This is a genomic window from Pseudooctadecabacter sp. (genome assembly GCF_965657175.1).
Lineage (GTDB): Bacteria > Pseudomonadota > Alphaproteobacteria > Rhodobacterales > Rhodobacteraceae > Octadecabacter.
The window spans coordinates 138,520-158,129 of record NZ_CBFHNH010000006.1; the positions used below are offsets into that span (position 1 = coordinate 138,520).

Here is a 19,610-nt window from a genome sequence, read left to right on the forward strand (position 1 = left end):
GCCGCTTTCATCCTATCGCCACAGATGCGCGTAAGATGCGAAAGCCCCTTGCAGCTTGGCCAACAGCCGGTTGGCCCGGCTGGGGCGCGGGACAGTGCCCTGTTCCAGCCGGTCCAGAACCACGCCCACAGGGCAGGGCAGGCCAGTCACCGGATCGTGGTAGCGCGGGTAGTCGATCAGGCAGGCATGGATAAATTGCGCCAAGTTTGGCTGTGCGCTGCGTCGCACGCAGGGCAGGGCGCGGTCGTCGGTCAGCCCCCAGCCTGCATAAAACGGCGTGCCAAAACAGGTGACGTCCTTGCCGCGCAACAGCGCCTCAAACCCCAAGGTTGACGTCATCGTCCAGACCGCATCCACCACATCCAGTGCCGCGATGGGCGATGTTTTCTCAAGGATCATATCGGCGTAGTCAGCGGCATCGGGCACGGCCCCATCGCGCAGGCCAGCCTCCACATCCGGATGCGGTTTATAAAGGATTTTGGCCGCAGGGTTCGCCGTGCGGGTCGCGATCAACAGATCGCGGTTCGTGCGGACGTCTGTGGTGCCCAGCCGGATTGAGGCATCGTCTTCCACCTGTCCGGGCACGAGTATCCGGCGGCCTTTAGGCAGGTCATCGGGCAGGTCACTTGCATCAAGGTTGTATTTGCTCAAGCCCGCTGCGGTGATCCGCGCGATCAGCGCCTCGGCGCGTTGGCAGTCGGCCGCCCCCAAGGTCGCCGAGGCCTCAATCAATGTCTCAAGGCGGCTGGGGGCTGTCGGGTCGTAGTAAATGCCCAGATCATCGAGGACGAGGGACAGGGGCGCGATCAGGTCCGCGCCCAACCCACGGGACCTTAAAAACCCGTCCTCCACGCGCATGGCGCTGTCGTGGCCGTCGGATTTGCCGGCCCAGACCATGCGGCCCCGTCCGGTGTTTGCTGCCAACGTATCGGCCTTGTCTGGATCGTCTTCGAACACCACCTTGCGGTGCCGCCCGAAGAAGTCCTGCAGGGGGCGCCGTTTCCACAGCCGCATGCCCGACGCCACCCAGCCGCGATGATCCTCGCGCCAGCACCGCGTCAGCGCCTCTAATGTGTCGATGGCGTCTGACAGCGCACACAACTGGTCGCGGTAGGGGTCATACCAGCGCGGATAAAGGATCATTGCCGCCGCAAAAAGCTGCGCGCGGGTCAGGTTGCGTTGGCGTCGGTCCAGCGGTTGGCGGTCATCTGTCAGCCCCCAGCCCATATAGAAGGGCTGTCCAAACACGACCGGTTTATGGCCTGCCAGAACGGCCTCAAACCCCAATTGCGACGACACCGTGTAGACCGCGATCGCACTCTCAAGAAGCGTATGAGGCGAGATGGGATCGGTCAGGAAATGAACGTTCTCGCCCAAGTCCTCATCGCGGTAATGCCCGTCGCGGTGGCCGTGCAGGGTTTCGGGGTGGGTTTTGATGTAGATCGGTGCTGCGGGATGTTCTTCACGGGCGACGAACAACATCTCCAGAAAGGTATTCCGGTCGGCCCGCGATGCGGTGACCGATGCATCGCCTTTGGTTTGATCCACGATCAGCACAAATCCGGGGGCAGGGGCGGGCAAGGCGGGGTCATGGGCGTTGTATTTGCTCAGATCCAACCGCTTCAGACGCGCCATACCATCGCGGGCTTGGTTCAACAGATGCGTGTCATCGAGGGGATGTTCGGTCAACAGCACCTCTAGATCGGATGGTTGCGCAGGGTCAAAATGGACGCCACGGGTGTCCAGATGCAGGCCCAAGGGGGGCTCCCCGTCGCGACCGGGCAGGACCGAGCGTAGGAACGCATCCTCAACCCGTAAAACGGGGGCAGATGTGCGGCCCGCCACGGCCTCGCCCCGCCAAGAGGTCGGCGATTGCTCCCAAACGCCGACCATATCGTCCGGCCCGGGTTTGCCCAAGGACACATCAAAGCCCGACAGCGTCAGGATGCGGCGGATGCGCTTTTGCGTCAGAAAACCGCCGTTATAGACAAAAAGCCGCCGCGCCTTTTGGGGCGCGGCGGCTGTGTTGAAAGGATCGTCTGTTGGGATCACTGCACCAGAGAGGCGGCCGATGAGGCCTGACCCAAAGTGCCAAAGACCGCAGAGATCGTTTTGTTGAACTGGCTGAACGGCGCTTCGGTCACGTAGACGGTGTCGCCATCACGGATCGCAAAATCGCGGGCCATGAACATGCCGTTGGGTTCGGTCAAATCCAGCACGTAAATCACACGTTGGGTGCCGGTCAGATCGTTGCGGCCCACCAGTTGCTCTGCGATTTCTTCGGGTTCGTTGCGGAACACAAAGACGCCGGTAGGATCGGCAAGGGAGGTGTTCAGTCCCCCCACCTGCGCAATCGCCTCAATGGCTGAGATCGTCTGGCTTTCAAACGCCAGTCGCGATTGTGCACCGGTGGCACCGAGGGCCGTAAAGGTCCGTGTGTCGGCTTCGACGAAAATCTTGTCGCCTGCACGCAGGGCGATATCGGGGCCGGGGTGGTCATAAAGGTCTTCAAACCAAATCTCACCGGTGTGGTTGCCACGCGTGACAGTGACGCGCGCAATTTCGGGGGAAACAGCCACACCGCCTGCGGCGGCCAGCATGGCCGACAGGGTGCGCGTTGGGCGTTCAATCGGATACACGCCCTGACCGCTGATCGCACCGACGATGGATACGGTGGCCCCGTCACCGGCCAGACGGCGCACCTGAACCTGCGGGTCCGGCGTCTGTTCTTCAAGCTTTTCGGTAATGATCCGGCGGATCGCCTCAGGCGTGTTGCCTGCCGCGCGGATGCGGCCTGCGTAGGGGACAAAGATAAAGCCCGAGCCGTCGACCTGAACTTCGTCCAGAACCGTAGCGTTCTGGCCTGTCGCCACCAAAAGCGGATCGCGCACATTTTCCCAGATTGTCAGGCCCAAGGTGTCACCGGGGCGGATCGTGTCACTGCCCAGCTGGGACGCGTTGCGGAACCCCGCCGAAAAGCCCAGTGCAGGTGTGACACCGGCCACAAGGTTTACACGGTCATCGACCAGCAACACAAAGGCGTCGCCGTCCCGCATCACGGATCCTGCGAAAATCTCTTGTTTGTTGGGGCCTGAACGGGGCAGACCACAGGATGCCACAACGGCCAACGCCGCGATGAGTGCTGCACCTTTCGCAAGGCGCGTTTTCATGGATTTCACTGCTCCGGTCTCCTCGACCTGTTATTGTTCTGTCTCAAACGTACTGCGGGCGAATTTGGATTCACCTCACCTTTTGTCTGCAAGCTACGGGAATCCCGTGTGAAAATCCAGTTAAACGTGCGTCAGCCGAGGGGGTGTGGCCAACGTGCAACCGCCTGCGCCAGATGTTGTGGGTGCTACTTTACGACACGCAACTGCTGGCGCGGCGGGGCTTTGCCACTGCGCAAAGCGTCATAGGGGTCGTTGGCATCCAGCATCATATCGACCACTTGGCGCATCAGCTGACGTCGTCCACGGGCCGAATAAAATCCACCCGGCACTTGGCTGGTTTCCAACAGGTAACGGCGGTAATCTTTGAAGGCGCGGTTGTCGGGGCGGCCGGGCTGGGCGAAGAACGCGTCAACCGGCAGATCGGACACAAATTCCGGCTTGGCATAGACCGCGTCCCCAAAAACCTTCAACGGAATACCACGGTGCAGGACCTGTTGACCCGCCGTGGAATTCACCGTCACCGCCGTGCGCGCATGATCCAAAAGTTGCGCCAGCTTGCCGCCGCGCACGTAATGCACGCGGTCCAACACGCCGTAGGTCTTGGCCAAGTCGCGCACGATCGCCTTCGTCGGGCTGCGCCCGTTTTCCAAGGGATGCGCCTTAAGGACCAAATGATGGTGTTTGGGTGCCCCCTTGGCAAAGCCCGTGATGATCACGCGCAGAAATTCTTCCATGCGGCTAAAGGGAGAATGCATCTGAAAGCTGGCATCATGTTCCAGCTGCAACAGCGCGATGTGATAGGGATAGCCGCCATGTTTGATGCGGAACGTCGACACCATCCGGTCAAGGGCCAACCACGGCATCAACAGCAGCCGTTTGGTATACAGCGCCGTTTCCGCAATCAACGGCAGTTCACGGTGGGGCTGGAAATTGCGGTAGTCCCCGTTCCGGAACATCACAAACCAATGATAAAGTGCGCCGTAGAACACATGGTGGCGCATGTCGCCCCAATGGGCCGGGGCCTCTGGGATATCGAGGTCTGATTGCGCCAAGGCCACCCGCATGTCGTTAACGCTGGTGTCCATCAGGCGCGAATGGCCGTTCGCACCGCCGCGTTCGTAGGTCACCCAATAGGGCCGCATGTAGCCTTCTTCAAAGACATGAACCCGCAGCCCCATCTCGCGTGCGGCCTCAGCGGCTTGGGCGTGGATCGGGCGCGTGTCGCCATAAAGCACAATGTCGGTGATGGATTTGTCGGTGACAATCTGGCGAAAGGTGTCGGCCCAGTCCTCAGGTGCGGCGCGGTAAGGGATGTAGCCCTTTGCCCCAAACCAAAACGCCCGGTCGCCTGCATTGAACCCCACACGCCACACATCTGCCCCCGCCCGGCGCAACATCTTGCCAAGGCGGTGAAAGAAGGGCCCGTGGGGCCCCTGCAGGAACAAAAAGGCGCGCGTGGTGTCCGTCACTCGAAACATCCTTAGGTGTCTTTTGACATGGCATAGTCCAGCAAATGGGCGGAATTATGGCCACGTCGGTTCACCTAGTCACCTTGCCCCTGCCCAATCAAGAGGCTAGGCCTGACCACAGACGGGGAATAATCGAAGGGCTTCGCCATGTTCACAGGGATCATCACCGATATAGGCGAGATTTTGGCGCTGGAAAACCGGGGCGATCTGCGCGCGCGGATCGCCACATCCTACGACATCGCAGGCATCGACATCGGCGCCTCCATTGCCTCGGACGGGGTGTGTCTGACCGTGGTCGACAAGGGCACCGATCCGCGGGGCTGGTATGACGTGGATATCTCTGCTGAAACGGTGAACCTGACGTCGCTGTCGGCTTGGGTGGTCGGCAAACGGGTCAATCTGGAACGCGCCCTCAAGGTCGGCGATGAATTGGGGGGGCACATCGTGTCGGGCCATGTGGACGGCGTGGCGGACATCGTGGACATGCGCGACGAAGGCGACAGCACCCGCGTCACGCTTGAAGCCCCAGGCGATCTGGCGCGCTTTATTGCCCCCAAAGGCTCTGTCGCGCTCAACGGGACCTCCCTGACGGTGAACGAAGTGGACGGCGCGCGCTTTGGCATCAATTTCATCCCCCACACTAACACCGTGACCACATGGGGCGATGCGCAAGTGGGGGATGCTGTGAACCTTGAGGTCGATACGATGGCCCGTTACGTGGCGCGTCTGGCAGACTACGGATGACGCTGGCCAAACCCCTTGTCGTGGCCTCCCTCGAAGATGACACCGGCGACCGCTGTGTGGATATCATTCAGCGCGGGGACGCAGATTTTACCTACGCTGAATGCCGCCGCGACCCCGAAGACAGCCACGGCTGGCGCCGCCTGTCGGCCGCAGACGGCCCGTCCTTCAAAACCCAATTCGCAGCCTACTCCGCCGCGATCCGCGACATCCCTTGGCTGATTGACTGACGTCCCCCGCGCGCCCCACCGGTCTTCATCTGGCCCGAAAAACTCCCCCCGGAGGGTCGGTGTGCCACAATAACCCCCCGTCCCATGTCTTTCCAATCCCCCTGCCACGGGCTATCTGACGACAAAGCCCTCGAAGGACGACCCATGAGCGATATGTTTGAAGCCCCCGGACCGGTTGAAACCGACTACCGCGATGCAATTTCCTCCATCGAAGAAATCATCGACGATGCGCGCAACGGGCGGATGTTTGTCCTCGTGGATCATGAAGACCGCGAAAACGAAGGTGATCTGGTGATCCCCGCGCAGATGGCCACGCCGGATGCGATCAATTTCATGGCGACACACGGGCGCGGGCTGATCTGTCTGACACTGCCTGCAGAACGTCTGGATGCGCTGGGCCTCAGCCTGATGTCGACCCACAATTCGTCGCGGCATGAAACGGCCTTCACTGTGTCTATTGAGGCGCGTGAGGGCGTGACCACGGGCATTTCCGCCGCCGACCGCGCACGCACCGTCAGCGTCGCCATCGACCCCACCAAAGGTCCGCAGGATATCGCGACCCCCGGCCATGTGTTCCCCCTGCGCGCGCGCGCAGGCGGCGTGCTGGTGCGGGCAGGGCACACGGAAGCAGCGGTGGATATTTCCCGCCTCGCCGGGCTCAACCCCTCAGGCGTGATCTGTGAGATCATGAAGGATGACGGCGAAATGGCGCGGCTGCCTGATTTGGTGGCCTTCGCCCAGCTGCACGGGCTGAAGATCGGCACGATCAGCGACCTGATCGCCTATCGTCGGCGCAACGACAATCTGGTACGCGTCCAGGCCGAAGAGACCATCACGTCGGAATTTGGCGGCGATTGGCAGATGAAAGTCTATGCCGATGAAACCCACGGCGACGAACACATCGTGCTGACCAAGGGCGATATCACCGGTGACGCGCCAGTGTTGGTGCGCATGCATTCCATGGATCCGATGCTGGATGTGGTGGGGGCAGGCCCCAAGGGCCGCACGGCGGAATTCGGTGAGGCGATGAAACGCGTGGCCGAAGAAGGGCGCGGCGTTGTCGTCTTGCTGCGCGACACCTCGATGAAGATCGTGGCCCACGACGAAGTCTCCCCGCAGACCCTGCGGCAATACGGGCTTGGGGCGCAGATCCTCAGCTCGCTGGGATTGGGGCAGATCGAACTGCTGACCAATTCACCGCGCCCCAAGATCGTCGGACTTGAGGCCTACGGTCTGGAAATCGTCGGCACCCGCAAAATATCGGAGCTTGGATAAAATGGCCGGACCATCACACTACATCATCCCCACGCCAAAGGTGGACCGCGAAACCAAGCTGCTGATCGTGATTTCGCCCTACTACAAGGACATCGCGGACAATATGCTGGCCGGTGCTGTGGCCGAGATCGAGGCCGCAGGCGCCACCCATGAGGTGATCGAGGTCCCCGGCGCGCTGGAAATCCCCACCGCCATCGGCATCGCAGAACGGATGAGCAATTTTGACGGCTACGTGGCCTTGGGCTGCGTCATCCGCGGCGAGACGACCCATTATGACACGGTGTGCAACGACAGCTCCCGCGCGTTGCAACTGCTGGGATTGCAGGGGCTGTGCATCGGCAATGGCATCCTGACCGTGGAAAACCACGAACAGGCTGCCGTGCGCGCTGATCCTTCGGATCAGAATAAAGGCGGTGGTGCGGCGGCTGCGGCCTTGCACCTGATTGCCTTGGCCCGTAAGTGGGGCCGCGCGACGGGCGGCGTTGGGTTTTCCAGCGACGTCCTGATGGCAGGCAAAATGGACGGCACACCCACAGCATGAACGACACCCCTTCAAACCAGTCCGGAAACCAACGTCGCAAGATGAAGTCCGCCTCGCGGCTCTATGCTGTGCAGGCGCTGTTTCAGATGGAACACAGCGGCCAGACGCTGGATCAGGTCACGGCTGAGTTTCTGAATTTCCGTTTCGGGGAGACCTACGACGGGGCGGAGATGATCGACGGCGACATTTCGCACTTTAAGATGTTGGTGGAGCGGGCGGTGGATCATCAAGCGAAGATCGACCAACTGACCGACCGCGCGCTGGTCGCCCGCTGGCCGCTGGGCCGGATTGATCCCACGTTGCGGGCTCTCTTTCGCGCGGCCGGCGTCGAACTGATCGGGCGCGACACCCCGCCAAAAGTGGCGATTTCCGAATATGTGGATGTGGCGAAAGCGTTTTTCGACAAGGGCGATGAGCCTAAGTTTGTGAATGCCGTGCTGGATCACATGGCCCGTGAAGTGAAACCTGACGCCTTTTGAGGCAAAACGCGCGACCGGCCGGTGGGCGGGTCCCCTGTTTCATCTGGCCCGAAAAACTCCCCCCGGAGGGCCGCTTTCCACGTCGTCGATCATCGAAAACTGGGTGGCGGGCCCCGCAGCGACCGTAGAGGTCTAATTCCCGAGGACCTGTATGTACAGGTGGGAGCCAGGTAACGTGACCAGAGCCACGACAGCGCCAGCCCCCTCGGATTTGCTTAAGGCCACTGGAATGTTGCCTCATGTTTACGAGAAGAGCAGAAGCCCGCCACCCCATGACGTAGTGCGCGCACCCGCGCAGCACAAGGGCGCGTGCCGCGGGCGGGGGCCAAAATTCTACGAATTTTGGCGCGATGATCGTGGACGGTGAGGGGTTTGGCGGAACGGCCCTCCGGGGGGAGTTTTTCGGGGCCAGATGAACTGGGGGACCGGCTGTGTCTTGACGGATGTTCATGAATTGTTCATGTTTGCGTCATGCCTGATGATCTGATGCAATCTAACGCAATAATGCAACCTGGCCAGCTTTTGGCGCGGGGGGTCTGTCGTCATTTGCGGGCGATGGATTTTGTCTGCGTTGAGGAATTGGTGCCTGCGCGGGGGTTGCGGGTGGATGTCATGGCGCTGGGCCCAAAGGGGGAGGTCTGGGTGGTGGAATGCAAATCCAGCCGTGCGGATTTTCAGTCGGATCACAAATGGCAGGGCTATCTTGAATGGTGTGACCGGTTTTTCTGGGCTGTGGACGGGGATTTCCCGACCGAGCTTTTGCCGGATGAGACCGGTTTGATTTTGGCCGATGCCTATGATGCAGAAATTGTGCGTATGGGGCCTGAGGACACATTGGCACCAGCGCGCCGCAAGGTCCTGGTGCAAAAGTTCGCGCGCACAACGGCGATGCGGTTACAGGCCTTGCGCGACCCCACAGCGGGGTTGGGTTAGCGCCGCGCAAGTGCGAGCGATGCGATGCCTGTGACAAAGATGATGGCGAGGCCTGCAAGGCTCAGCCAATCGGGCCAATCGCCGAACACCACAAGGCCAAAGACCGTCGCCGACAGCAATTGGGTGTAGATCAACGGTGCAATCACGCTGGAGGGCGTTGTCCGGCTCAGTTGCACCAGCAGCAGGTTGCCAAAGGCGGACCCAAGCGCGCTGATCGAGATCAGAACAATGGCCGTGATCCCGAGGCTGGCGGGGGCATGGGACAGCCCCACTGGTGCCAGCACCACAGCCCCTAGAAAAAGCTGTGAGATTAACAAGAAACGCGGTCGGTAGCTGGGCGCAATGTGACGTGTTGCAACCACATAGGCCCCGTGAAAGCACCCTGCCAGTACGGCGAATACCATTCCCACGCTGGCCCCGAAGCCAGGCTTTACCACCAACAGAACCCCCGCAAAACTGACCGCCAGAAGAAGGGATCTGACAGGCGTGATCCGTTCCTTGAGAAGCCAAGCGGACAAAACATAGGCCACGATCGGACCGATAAAGAATGCCCCAAAGGCATCGGCAATCGGCTCGGTCCGCAATGCGGTCAGGATACAGCTGATGCCTGCCATAATCAGCCCGGCCCGCAGCCAGACAAACGGATCACGCAACCCCTGAAGATCATCACGGGTCAGCCCCATAAATGGCACCAACACCGCACAGGCGAGGGCAAAGCGGGTCCACGCCACAAACAAGGGTGATGTGCCGGCCTCGGACAGCACTTTGGCGGCTGTATCGCTGCCCACGATCAAGGTCATGGACAGGACCATCACGGCGCCCACGCGCCACAGTGGGGGGGCTTTATCCTTTGACAGCGCGCGCGGCCTTGGCAGCGGCCAGAATGTCCTCGGCGATCTCTTCGGCTTCCTCGGGGGTGAAATCCATCGGAACTTCGAATTGGCCTGCATCGATAAACAGACGGACCTGACCCAAGTCGGTCGGCCCGATCTGAAGACTGGCTTCGATGTTGCTTTCGTCGTTGATGCCCATGAGGTCCGGTCCTTTGACTGTGGTGCGCTTGATCTAGCGCGGGGCGCGGGGAAATGGCAAGGGCGGGGCAGATATGGTGAGAAAAGCGCAGGCTAGCCTCTTGCAATCGGCGTGCGGTCTGGATAAATCCGCCCGTGTGCCGCCTTAGCTCAGTAGGTTAGAGCGCTTGATTGTGGATCAAGAGGTCCCTGGTTCGAGACCAGGAGGTGGTACCACCCCCCCTTTTTTGTAAGTCCGTGGCTCTGGCCCGTTTGTCTTGTCAGACGGCGCGGCAGATGCGACCCTTAGACCCGCGAAGGGGGGCGTTGCATGAAACAGCTGTCAGGACTGGATGCGTTGCCGGTGATTGCCGATGCGCTGGATGAGGGTCACGACGGGCTTGTGGCATTTTCAGACAAGCTGCGGTCGATTGATGAGCTCCCCGCCTTCTGGTTCAAGGATGCGCCTGTCTGGGTGGTGCCCCGCCCAGAAACTCTGTCGGTCTGGCCCGTGCAGCCCGCCGGTGGCCGCAAGATTGGCTTTGCAGATGGCGGGGGGGAGGTGTCCTTTGTCGTGCCCGTTGATGTCTGGCGCGATGAGGTCGATGGCCATATCTCAGCGCGTCTGTCGGATGCCGAATTTCAGGTCTTTGTGGATTTGGCCTGCGGGCTGACGCTGGATGACAGTGCCACGCAGGCCGAGGTCGCGGTTTCCACACGGCGCAAGCAATTGCAGGGGGTTTTTCGCAAGCTTGGCGTGGACAGTCAGGCGGGGCTCGTGGGGTTGGCCGCACAAATGACAGGGCGGCTGGCGTCCCGATTGTCCGCCTTGCATCACACCAATGGCGCGGATTTCGGGGCGTACCGCCAGTATTTGCCCAAAAGCGTGCGGTGTGCGGCGTTGGAGCGCGACGGCTGCGCGCCGGTCCGCTACCTTGATATGGGGCCAGTGACTGGGCGCGTTGTGATGATCCTGCATCCGATGGTCTTTCCGGACATCACGGATGCCGATGTGGCCATGTTCGAAGAGCTTGGCGTGCGGGCGATCTGGCCTGTCCGCCCCCGCTGCCTAAGCCAATCTGCGTTGCAATCTGGCCGTTGGACGGACCATTGCGATCACGTGGTGGACGACTGCGCAACCGTGCTGGAGGCTGTGGCTGCAGGCCCCGTGCCCGTTGTCGCACTGGTGTCGTCGGGGGGCTATGCCACTGCCTTGGCCCACAGGTATCCGGACCGTGTGGCGCGGATTGATTTCGCGTCGACCTGCTATTCGGCGGGCCGCACGCGGACGCGGGACGGCTATTTTGGTGATTTTCTGGTGCGTGCCTTGCGTCAGAACAGCCGTATGGCGATGGTGTTTGCCCAGCATTTGACAGGCGCGGTGTTCAGCACCCAGCGGCTGGAACGCACATTCCGGCGCATTTTTCGGGGGAGCGCTGCGGATGGGGCTGTACTGGATGAGGCCTTTGGCAGCCCCGAGAAGGCGGCACGGCTGACCTATGCCGTCCGACATTCCATCGGGTCCATGCGGTACGATTATCTCGGACAGGTGCATTTCGATTGGGACGCCGCGCGGCGGCTGGTTGTGCCCAAACACTTTTGGCACGGGGCGCAGGACTGCGTTCATGATCTGGGCGATCTGTCGCGACTGGCCGAACAGGTATCCGGCCAGCCCCCGCAGGTGCTGCCCCAGATGGGGCATCTGACCGAAGGTGCCCCTTTGCGCGATGTGCTGCGCGCCGTTGTGGCCACATACTCCATTTGAGGTAATCGCACGGCCTGCAGCATTTTCGCCGCGCGAGAGGTGTCGCAAGGTAACCCTATTCAAACGATCCGTGCACCATCTGATGTGAGTGGAAGGTGGGCGACGCATTTCTGCCAAGGCCTCCGTGTTTTGGGGCCTTGGCAATTTCGCGACGCGGGCACCGGATCAGCACAAGGACGAATAGATATGACATATTTTACAAAAATGACGCTTGCTGCGGCGGCCTGCGGATTGAGCGCTTGTATGAGCACACCCGCGTCAGACGACGCAGCTGCGATGACGGCCCTGACGACAAAGGCCCAGTTCGAACAAGCGATCGTCGGGCGCACTTTGGCCTTTGACGGAAACACCTTCATGTTCAACGCGAATGGCACGTTTTCCGGCCCTTGGGACGGTGAGGGCATTTCGGGCACATGGGAGTGGGTGGACGGTGCGGCCTGCCGTGAGGGCCGTATCGGCACCTCTCGGACGTTGGATCTGGACTGCCAAATCTGGTCGGTCGCGGGATCACAGGCCACCGTCACACGTGACAGGGGCAATGGGCCAAGCTTCGTTTACGACATTCGCTAGGTCTGTGATGTCATGAAAAAGGCCCGCCTGAAGACAGGCGGGCCTTTTTGCGCGTTTGGGGCGGCAGATCAGCCGATGATTTCGTTCAACGTGGCCGAGGGGCGCATCACAGCGGCGGTTTTGGCCGCGTCGCCGTGGTAGTAGCCGCCCAGATCGACGGGCTGACCAGCACCTGCCTTGATCTCTGCCAAGATAGTCTCAAGGTTGTCGGCCAGAGCCTTGGCCACGGGTTCAAACGCGGTGGCCAGTTCGGCGTCTGCCGTCTGGTTGGCCAGCGCCTCTGCCCAGTAGAGGGCGAAGTGCACGTGGGACGCGCGGTTGTCGTCCTGACCCACTTTGCGGCCCGGCGATTTGCCATTGGACAGCAGCTTTTCTGTTGCCGCATCCACCGCATCGCCCATGACCTTGGCCTTGTCGGTGCCCGCGAAACGCAAGGATTCGCCCAAGGCGCAGAATTCGCCAAGGCTATCCCAGCGCAGGTGGTTTTCTTCCATCAGCTGTTGAACGTGCTTGGGTGCGGACCCACCGGCACCGGTTTCAAACAGCCCGCCGCCCTGCATCAGTTTCACAACGGACAGCATTTTGGCCGAAGTGCCGACCTCTAGGATCGGGAACAGGTCGGTCAGGTAGTCGCGCAGCACGTTGCCGGTGATGGCGATGGTCGTGCGGCCTTCGCGGATTTCTTCGCAGGATGCGCGGGTCGCGGGCGTTGGGGCCATGATCTCAAACGTGTCGGTCAGGCCACGATCCGCAAGGGCAGGGCGCACGTAGTTCAAAAGTTCCGCATCATGGGCGCGGGTCTCATCCAGCCAGAAGATCGCGCGGCAGTTTTCGGCCGCCTGCCGTTCGATGGCCAGTTCGATCCAGTTCTCGATGGGCGCTTTGCGGGTGGAGGCCATGCGCCAGATGTCACCGGCCTCAACCTCATGAGACATCAAAACCGTGTCGCCGGACATGACGCGCATCGTGCCTGCGGCGGGGACTTCGAATGTCGTCGGGTGGGACCCGTATTCTTCCGCCTTCTGCGCCATCAGACCGACGTTCTGCACGGTGCCAGCGGTCGCAGGGTCCAGCGCGCCGGTTTCTTTGAAATAATCGATGCTTTCGGCATAGACGCCCGCGTAGGAGCTGTCGGGGATCACACATGTGGTGTCGGCCTCTTCCCCATCCGGACCCCAGCCCTTGCCGCCTGCACGGATCACCGCAGGCATGGAGGCGTCGATGATCACGTCGGAGGGGACATGCAGGTTGGTGATGCCCTTGTCGGAATTCACCATATAGAGCGGCGGACGGGACGTGAGGGTCGCGTCAATCTCTGCCAAAATGGCGTCACCGCCCGGCAGGTCCGCGATCTTCTCAAGCATGGTGCCAAGACCGCCGTTGGGGGAAATGCCGTTGGCTGCAAAGGTGTCGCCATGGGCTTCAAACACAGGGGCCAGATATTGGCGTACGCAGTGGCCAAAGATGATCGGGTCGGAGACTTTCATCATCGTGGCCTTCATGTGGAGCGAGAACAGCGTGCCTTCGCCAGCCACATCCGCGATTGTGCGGTCGTAAAACGCCTTGAGCGCTTTGACAGACATGAACGTGCTGTCCACGATCGTGCCTGCAGGCATGTCGAGGCCGTCTTTCATCACCGTGACAGTGTCGCCTGCCACATGTTCGATGCGCAGGGTCGCCGCATCGGCCAGCGTGACCGAGGCTTCGTTAGAGCGGAAATCATCGGCGCCCATGGTCGCCACGCGGGTCTTGCTGTCGCTGACCCACTTGCCCATCCGGTGCGGGTTCGCTTGGGCGAAGGCCTTGACGGCGGCAGGTGCGCGGCGGTCGGAGTTGCCTTCGCGCAGCACGGGGTTCACGGCAGAGCCTTTGATGGCGTCATACTTGGCGCGCACGGCCTTTTCGTCGTCTGTCTGTGGATCTTCGGGGTAGTCGGGCAAGCCATAACCTTGGGCCTGCAATTCGCTGATCGCGGCCACCAGCTGCGGGACGGAGGCGGAGATGTTGGGCAGTTTGATGACGTTGGCATCGGCGGTTTTCACCAGTTCACCCAGTTCGGCCAGCGCGTCGGACTGGCGCTGTGCGTCGGTCAAATGGTCGGGGAAGGCCGCAATGATACGCCCCGCCAGAGAAATGTCGCGGGTTTCAACGTCAAGGCCAGCCTCGGCCAGAAACCGTTCGATGATTGGCAAAAGAGAGGCGGCCGCCAGCTGCGGGGCTTCGTCGACGGTGGTGTAAATGATCTTGGTCATGGGGTACTGTCCCTTATGTCGGTGCGGTTTGGGGGCCGTTTAGCGGCTTTGTATACCATCGTCCACCGAAACGCGGCAGATCGGGACAATTGGTCCGATTTTTTGTGGATCGGTCTAGGCAAAGCCGTCCGTTGCGTGCCAGTTGGGGTATGGCCTTGCTGATTACCCTTATTATATCCGGCGCGGGCGTGGCTGTCTTTATGGCGCTTGCGCTGCCGCTGCCATGGCTGCTGGGGCCTTTGTTGGGCTGTCTGATCGCAGCACTGTGCGGTGTGCAATTGAAGGGCGCGCCACGGGCCAGTCAGGTGATGCGCACGATCCTTGGTGTGGCCGTGGGGTCCACCATCACGCCTGCACTGTTCGCGCAGATGGGGACGCTGATCTGGACGCTGGCGCTGGTGCCGCCTTTGGTCATTTGCGTCGGCGCCGTGGGGTATCCGCTGTTTCGACGGGGCTTCGGGTTCAACCACCCCACGGCGTTTTATGCGTCGATGCCGGGCGGGTTGCAGGACATGCTACTTTTTGGGGAAGAGGCAGGCGGCGACGTGCGGGCGCTGTCGCTGATCCATGCCACGCGAGTATTGATCGTGGTGATGGTGCTGCCGTTTGTTTTTGCCTATTTCTACGATGTCGATTTGAACCAGCCAGCAGGGGCCCCGCTGTCGTCCGTGCCGTGGCAGGAGTTGGCGCTTTTGGCCGTGGCCGCGATTGTGGGCTGGCGCGTGGCACTTTGGATCGGGCTGTTTGGCGCGTCACTGCTGGGGCCGTTGTTTTTGACTGCAGGTTTGTCGCTGGCCGACGTGATCCATCACCGCCCACCTGCTGAGGCCATTGCCGCGGCGCAGTTCTTCATCGGTTTCACCATCGGCGTGAAATACAGCGGCATCACATGGCGCGAATTGCGTGTGGATGTGACGGCGGGGGTGGTGTTTTCGGCGCTGAGCCTATGTGTCGGCGCGGTGTTTGCGGTGGCGATCATCCGTGCAGGATGGCTGCCTTTGACCGAAGCCGTCCTCGCGTTTTCGCCCGGTGGACAGGCGGAGATGGCGATGGTGGCCTTGGTGGCGGGGGCGGATGCCGCTGTTGTGGTGGCCCATCATCTGGTGCGGATCGTCTTTGTGATTGTGGGCGCCCCGCTGGTGGACCGCTGGTTTGGCGGATAGGGCGGGATGCCTCCGGCGGGAGTTTTTTGGGCCAGATGAAAGGGGACCGGTGACACGGGGCAGGCGGGCGCGTATGAGGCGGGCATGAAGGTAGAATTCGAGATTCTGGCAGCGCCGCCCGCGCGCATGGACAAGGCTTTGGCGCGCGATGTGCCGCAGGCCGCCGCGCTGAGCCGGTCGCGTCTTTCGCGGCTGTTGGCGGACGGCGCTGTACAGGTGAACGGCGCAGTCGTGACCGACCCACGCGCAAAAGCGGCGGAAGGTGACGCGGTGTCGATCACCGTAGAGGTGGCTGAAGACTATCATGCGGCGGCGGAAGACATTCCCCTGGATGTGGTATTCGAAGACGACGACCTGATTGTCATCAACAAGCCCCCGGGAATGGTGGTCCATCCGGCCCCCGGCACGCCCGGGGGGACTTTGGTCAATGCCCTGCTGCATCATTGCGGCGACAGCCTGTCCGGTGTGGGCGGCGAAAAGCGGCCCGGAATTGTGCACCGGATCGATAAGGAAACGAGCGGTCTCTTGGTCGCGGCAAAGTCTGATCGCGCCCACCACGGGCTGGCTGCACAGTTTGAGGCGCATACGGTCGAACGCCACTACCGCGCCATTTGCTACGGTGTGCCGGACAGCAATGATCCACGGGTGCGCGGCGTAAAGGGGGCGTCGTTTGAACCGGGCAACATTCTGAAGCTGCAAACACAGCTGGCGCGCCACAAACATGACCGTCAGAAACAACAGGTCGTCTGGCACAACGGACGTCACGCCGTGACGCGGGCGCGGATTGTGCAGCCTTTGGGCACGCCCGGCGTGGCGGCGCTGTTGGATTGCTGGCTGGAGACCGGACGCACCCACCAGATCCGCGTGCATCTGGCCCATGCCGGTCACGGATTGATCGGCGATCCGACCTATGGCGGACGGCGCAAATTGTCTGAAAAGGCCGTCGGTGAACGCGGTCGCGAAGCCGCGCGGGTCTTTCCTCGGCAGGCCCTGCATGCGGCCACCTTGGGGTTTGAACACCCAGTGAGTGGTGAGATGATGCGTTTTGAGGTTGAGATGCCCGCCGACATGCAGCAATTGATTGCAGATTTGGGCGGCGTCTAAAATTCCGGAATTTTAGGCGGGGTGCTGAAAAAGTGTAACAAATGCCCGCTACACGTCTCATGTGCGTGAGCGCACTGTCATGCGCCTTGGAACCTGATGAACCATATCTTAGTTCTCATTTAAGAAAACTGAACAGATCAGTCTTGAAACGGTCGCATCCTGCGCCCATATCCATGTTAAGGCCGTAAACATAAGGCCGCGAGATGACACCTTGGGAGGGGCAAATCATGAGCTCTTACACAAATTTACCGGCACCATCACCCGAGCAGGGTTTGAACCGCTACATGCAGGAAATCCGCAAGTTCCCGATGTTGGAACCGGATGAGGAATATATGCTGGCCAAACGCTGGGTGGATCATGAAGACACCGAGGCAGCCCATAAAATGGTCACATCGCACCTGCGGCTGGCGGCCAAAATCGCCATGGGCTATCGCGGCTACGGTCTGCCCCAGGCTGAGGTGATTTCTGAAGCCAATGTGGGCCTGATGCAGGCGGTCAAACGGTTCGATCCGGAAAAGGGGTTCCGACTGGCGACCTATGCCATGTGGTGGATCCGCGCCTCCATTCAGGAATATGTGTTGCGGTCGTGGTCCATGGTCAAACTGGGCACAACGTCGGCGCAAAAGAAGCTGTTTTTCAACCTGCGCAAAGCCAAAAGCCGCATTGGCGCTTTGGAAGATGGTGATCTGCGCCCTGAGAACGTCAAACGTATCGCCAATGATCTGGGCGTGACCGAGGATGAGGTGATCTCCATGAACCGGCGGATGTCGGGCGGGGATGCATCGCTGAACGCCACGGTCGGGTCCGAAGGCGAAGGCACCATGCAGTGGCAGGATTGGCTTGAGGATGAAGACGCCGATCAGGCAGGCGATTATGAGGCCCGCGATGAGCTGGAGGCGCGCCGCGAACTGATGGCCGAGGCGATGGAGGTCCTGAACGATCGCGAAAAGGACATTCTGATGCAACGGCGTTTGGCCGAAGAGACGGTGACCTTGGAAGACCTCAGCGGTCAATACGACGTCAGCCGCGAACGCATCCGCCAGATTGAGGTCCGCGCGTTTGAAAAGCTGCAAAAGAAGATGCAGACCCTTGCCCGCGAACGCGGCATGCTGGCCGCACATTAAATCGCACGATAGGCGGGGTCTGAAAGGGCCCCGCCTTTTTTCTGTTCAAAGAGGCCTGCGGCGGGGGCATCTGCAGAGCAGAGAGATCAGGGCCGAAGCAGAGGGGCAGACATGACTGTAAACTGGGCGATTTTGGGTGCGGGCAAATTCGCGCGACAACAGATGGGGCCGGCGATCCACGCGGCCTCAGGCGCGCGTTTGGTGGCCCTTGGCACGTCGTCGCCTGACAAGGCCGCACCCTTTCAGGCGTTTGCCCCCGATCTGCGGGTCCATGACAGTTATGACGCGGTTTTGGCTGATGACACGGTCGATGTGGTCTATGTGCCGCTGCCCAACCATCTGCATATCGAATGGGCCGAAAAGGCGCTGCGGGCGGGCAAACATGTCTTGGTTGAAAAGCCGGTGGGGATGCAGGCTGCGTTGATTGATCCGTTGATTGCCCTGCGGAATAAAACCGGTTTACAGGCGTCCGAGGCCTATATGATCGTCCACCACCCCCAGTGGCAGCGCGTTCGGCACCTGCTGGCCGATGGCGCCATCGGGGCTTTGGCCCATGTGGACGGCTTTTTCGCCTACAACAATCCCGATCTGACCAACGTCCGTTTTGATCCGGCCAAAGGCGGTGGCAGCTTGCCGGATATCGGCGTGTACACAATCGGATCCACGCGGTTCGCCACGGGATCGGAACCGGTTGAGATTACGCACACGGATATTGATTACCACAACGGTGTTGATGTCCGTGCCCGCGTGGCCGCGCGGTTTGACGGGTTCACGGCCCATTGGGTGACAGCCATGAACGTGCATGCGGCACAGCATATGACCTTTCACGGCACGGATGGGTCGATCCATCTGAGTGCGCCGTTCAATGCGGGATCCTTCGGGGAGGCGACGCTGGTTCTGGAGCAATCAGACGGCGCGCGCCGTGTAGAGCGCTGGCCCGATCAGCGGCAATACGTGACACAAGTGGAAGGCTTTTGTGCTGCCGTGCGCGGGGATGCGCCCTTTGCGTGGACCTTGGAAGAGGCCCGCGCGACCCAACATGTGATTGATATGGTTTATGCCAAAGACAAGACGGGTTAACCTGCACCCGCAACAGGAGAGACGACCATGGCCGACCCCCATGAATTTGATGACGTGATGCCCGAAAACACCGCCCGCCGGGAGCCCGAGAAACCGGTGGACGAAAACCTGTTTTCGCGTCTGATCCACATGATCATCATCGCTGTTATGATTTCCTTTGCTGGATCGGTTATCGGTATTCTGGCGCTGCTGCAATTCATCATCATGTTGGTGAACCAGAAGCAGCCCAATGAACGGATTGCGGCATTGGGGACGGACGTCGGCATATGGGTGGCCAAGGCGACACGGTATCAAACAGCTGCCTCCGAAGACAAACCCTGGCCGTGGACGGAGTTGGATTGACGCAAGCAATCCAACGTATTGGGTGTAGCGAAGCCGCGCAGCGGTTCGCGGGCCCAATGACCAAGGGACGGAGTTGGATTGACGCAAGCAATCCAACGTATTGGGTGTAGCGAAGCCGCGGAGCGGTTCGCGGGCCCAATGACCAAGGGACGGAGTTGGATTGACGCAAGCAATCCAACGTATTGGGTGTAGCGAAGCCGCGGAGCGGTTCGCGGGCCCAATGACGAAAGGGCGGAGTTGGATTGACGCAAGCAATCCAACGTATTGGGTGTAGCGAAGCCGCGGAGCGGTTCGCGGGCCCAATGACCAAGGGACGGAGTTGGATTGACGCAAGCAATCCAACGTATTGGGTGTAGCGAAGC

19 protein-coding genes and 1 tRNA gene are annotated in these 19,610 nt (G+C 60.9%); 14 read left to right on the plus strand and 6 right to left on the minus strand.

All coding sequences use genetic code 11. The features are described from left to right. Positions 1–12: 12 nt before the first annotated feature. The 3 genes from ACTG36_RS07630 to ACTG36_RS07640 all read right to left on the minus strand — a co-directional run bounded on the left by ACTG36_RS07630 (position 13) and on the right by ACTG36_RS07640 (position 4,639). The gene (locus ACTG36_RS07630) at positions 13–2,052 is read right to left on the minus strand and encodes a capsular polysaccharide biosynthesis protein (RefSeq protein WP_375280425.1); all 2,040 of its coding nucleotides are present in this window, start codon (positions 2,050–2,052) and stop codon (positions 13–15) included. After that, positions 2,049–3,170 carry a polysaccharide biosynthesis/export family protein gene (locus tag ACTG36_RS07635; RefSeq protein WP_439141906.1) on the minus strand — a complete coding sequence of 374 codons (1,122 nt, stop codon included), beginning with the start codon at positions 3,168–3,170 and terminating at the stop codon, positions 2,049–2,051. The genes ACTG36_RS07630 and ACTG36_RS07635 overlap by 4 nt, the downstream gene beginning before the upstream one ends. 185 nt (positions 3,171–3,355) lie before the next feature. Then, entirely contained in the window at positions 3,356–4,639 is a 1,284-nt protein-coding gene (locus tag ACTG36_RS07640; RefSeq protein WP_439141908.1) for a capsule biosynthesis protein, read from the minus strand. Between the two features lie 147 nt (positions 4,640–4,786). Here ACTG36_RS07640 and ACTG36_RS07645 point away from each other — a divergent pair, with 147 nt between their 5' ends. The 6 genes from ACTG36_RS07645 to ACTG36_RS07670 all read left to right on the plus strand — a co-directional run bounded on the left by ACTG36_RS07645 (position 4,787) and on the right by ACTG36_RS07670 (position 8,838). Next, the gene (locus tag ACTG36_RS07645) at positions 4,787–5,383 is read left to right on the plus strand and encodes a riboflavin synthase (RefSeq protein WP_439141910.1); all 597 of its coding nucleotides are present in this window, start codon (positions 4,787–4,789) and stop codon (positions 5,381–5,383) included. Then, positions 5,380–5,610 (plus strand): hypothetical protein, encoded by a 231-nt coding sequence (locus ACTG36_RS07650; RefSeq protein ID WP_375280429.1) that lies wholly within the window; start codon positions 5,380–5,382, stop codon positions 5,608–5,610. The genes ACTG36_RS07645 and ACTG36_RS07650 overlap by 4 nt, the downstream gene beginning before the upstream one ends. Before the next feature lie 144 nt (positions 5,611–5,754). Continuing rightward, a complete protein-coding gene (gene ribB, locus ACTG36_RS07655; protein WP_375280430.1) occupies positions 5,755–6,885 on the plus strand; it encodes a 3,4-dihydroxy-2-butanone-4-phosphate synthase in 1,131 nt (376 codons plus the stop codon). A gap of 1 nt (position 6,886) precedes the next feature. Continuing rightward, positions 6,887–7,426 (plus strand): 6,7-dimethyl-8-ribityllumazine synthase, encoded by a 540-nt coding sequence (locus ACTG36_RS07660; RefSeq protein ID WP_296418432.1) that lies wholly within the window; start codon positions 6,887–6,889, stop codon positions 7,424–7,426. Then, a complete protein-coding gene (gene nusB, locus ACTG36_RS07665; protein ID WP_375280431.1) occupies positions 7,423–7,905 on the plus strand; it encodes a transcription antitermination factor NusB in 483 nt (160 codons plus the stop codon). Before ACTG36_RS07660 ends, nusB begins: the two co-directional genes overlap by 4 nt. 471 nt (positions 7,906–8,376) lie before the next feature. Continuing rightward, entirely contained in the window at positions 8,377–8,838 is a 462-nt protein-coding gene (locus ACTG36_RS07670) for an MmcB family DNA repair protein (protein ID WP_439141913.1), read from the plus strand. On the opposite strand, the gene ACTG36_RS07675 is transcribed toward ACTG36_RS07670, so the two are convergent. Continuing rightward, a complete protein-coding gene (locus ACTG36_RS07675; RefSeq protein ID WP_439141915.1) occupies positions 8,835–9,638 on the minus strand; it encodes a DMT family transporter in 804 nt (267 codons plus the stop codon). The genes ACTG36_RS07670 and ACTG36_RS07675 overlap by 4 nt on opposite strands. Before the next feature lie 43 nt (positions 9,639–9,681). Beyond that, positions 9,682–9,870, minus strand: coding sequence for a DUF6324 family protein (locus ACTG36_RS07680; protein ID WP_375280434.1), 189 nt, complete (start codon positions 9,868–9,870; stop codon positions 9,682–9,684). Positions 9,871–10,008: 138 nt separating this feature from the next. Here ACTG36_RS07680 and ACTG36_RS07685 point away from each other — a divergent pair. The 3 genes from ACTG36_RS07685 to ACTG36_RS07695 all read left to right on the plus strand — a co-directional run bounded on the left by ACTG36_RS07685 (position 10,009) and on the right by ACTG36_RS07695 (position 12,183). Then, a tRNA-His gene (locus tag ACTG36_RS07685) sits at positions 10,009–10,085 on the plus strand. Between the two features lie 94 nt (positions 10,086–10,179). Then, positions 10,180–11,613: a hypothetical protein gene (locus tag ACTG36_RS07690; protein WP_439141917.1), complete on the plus strand. Its 1,434-nt coding sequence runs from the start codon at positions 10,180–10,182 to the stop codon at positions 11,611–11,613. 186 nt (positions 11,614–11,799) lie between these two features. Next, on the plus strand, positions 11,800–12,183 hold the full coding sequence (locus ACTG36_RS07695) for a hypothetical protein (protein ID WP_375280436.1): 384 nt from the start codon (positions 11,800–11,802) through the stop codon (positions 12,181–12,183). Positions 12,184–12,251: 68 nt separating this feature from the next. Here the strand turns inward: ACTG36_RS07695 and ACTG36_RS07700 are convergent, their stop codons facing one another. Next, positions 12,252–14,435 (minus strand): NADP-dependent isocitrate dehydrogenase, encoded by a 2,184-nt coding sequence (locus tag ACTG36_RS07700; protein ID WP_375280437.1) that lies wholly within the window; start codon positions 14,433–14,435, stop codon positions 12,252–12,254. A 149-nt stretch (positions 14,436–14,584) separates the two neighbouring features. Between ACTG36_RS07700 and ACTG36_RS07705 the strand changes: the two genes are divergently transcribed. From ACTG36_RS07705 to ACTG36_RS07725, 5 genes are all read left to right on the plus strand, one after another. Continuing rightward, complete coding sequence (locus ACTG36_RS07705; RefSeq protein ID WP_375280438.1) at positions 14,585–15,598, plus strand: AbrB family transcriptional regulator; 1,014 nt, start codon at positions 14,585–14,587, stop codon at positions 15,596–15,598. An 84-nt stretch (positions 15,599–15,682) separates the two neighbouring features. After that, positions 15,683–16,702, plus strand: a complete 1,020-nt coding sequence (locus ACTG36_RS07710; RefSeq protein ID WP_375280439.1) for an RluA family pseudouridine synthase — start codon at positions 15,683–15,685, stop codon at positions 16,700–16,702. A 227-nt stretch (positions 16,703–16,929) separates the two neighbouring features. Continuing rightward, positions 16,930–17,826, plus strand: coding sequence for an RNA polymerase sigma factor RpoH (rpoH, locus tag ACTG36_RS07715; protein ID WP_375280440.1), 897 nt, complete (start codon positions 16,930–16,932; stop codon positions 17,824–17,826). Between the two features lie 111 nt (positions 17,827–17,937). Then, positions 17,938–18,906: a Gfo/Idh/MocA family protein gene (locus tag ACTG36_RS07720; protein ID WP_375280441.1), complete on the plus strand. Its 969-nt coding sequence runs from the start codon at positions 17,938–17,940 to the stop codon at positions 18,904–18,906. Positions 18,907–18,933: 27 nt separating this feature from the next. After that, positions 18,934–19,248: a DUF4389 domain-containing protein gene (locus ACTG36_RS07725; protein ID WP_375280442.1), complete on the plus strand. Its 315-nt coding sequence runs from the start codon at positions 18,934–18,936 to the stop codon at positions 19,246–19,248. Positions 19,249–19,610 lie beyond the last annotated feature (362 nt).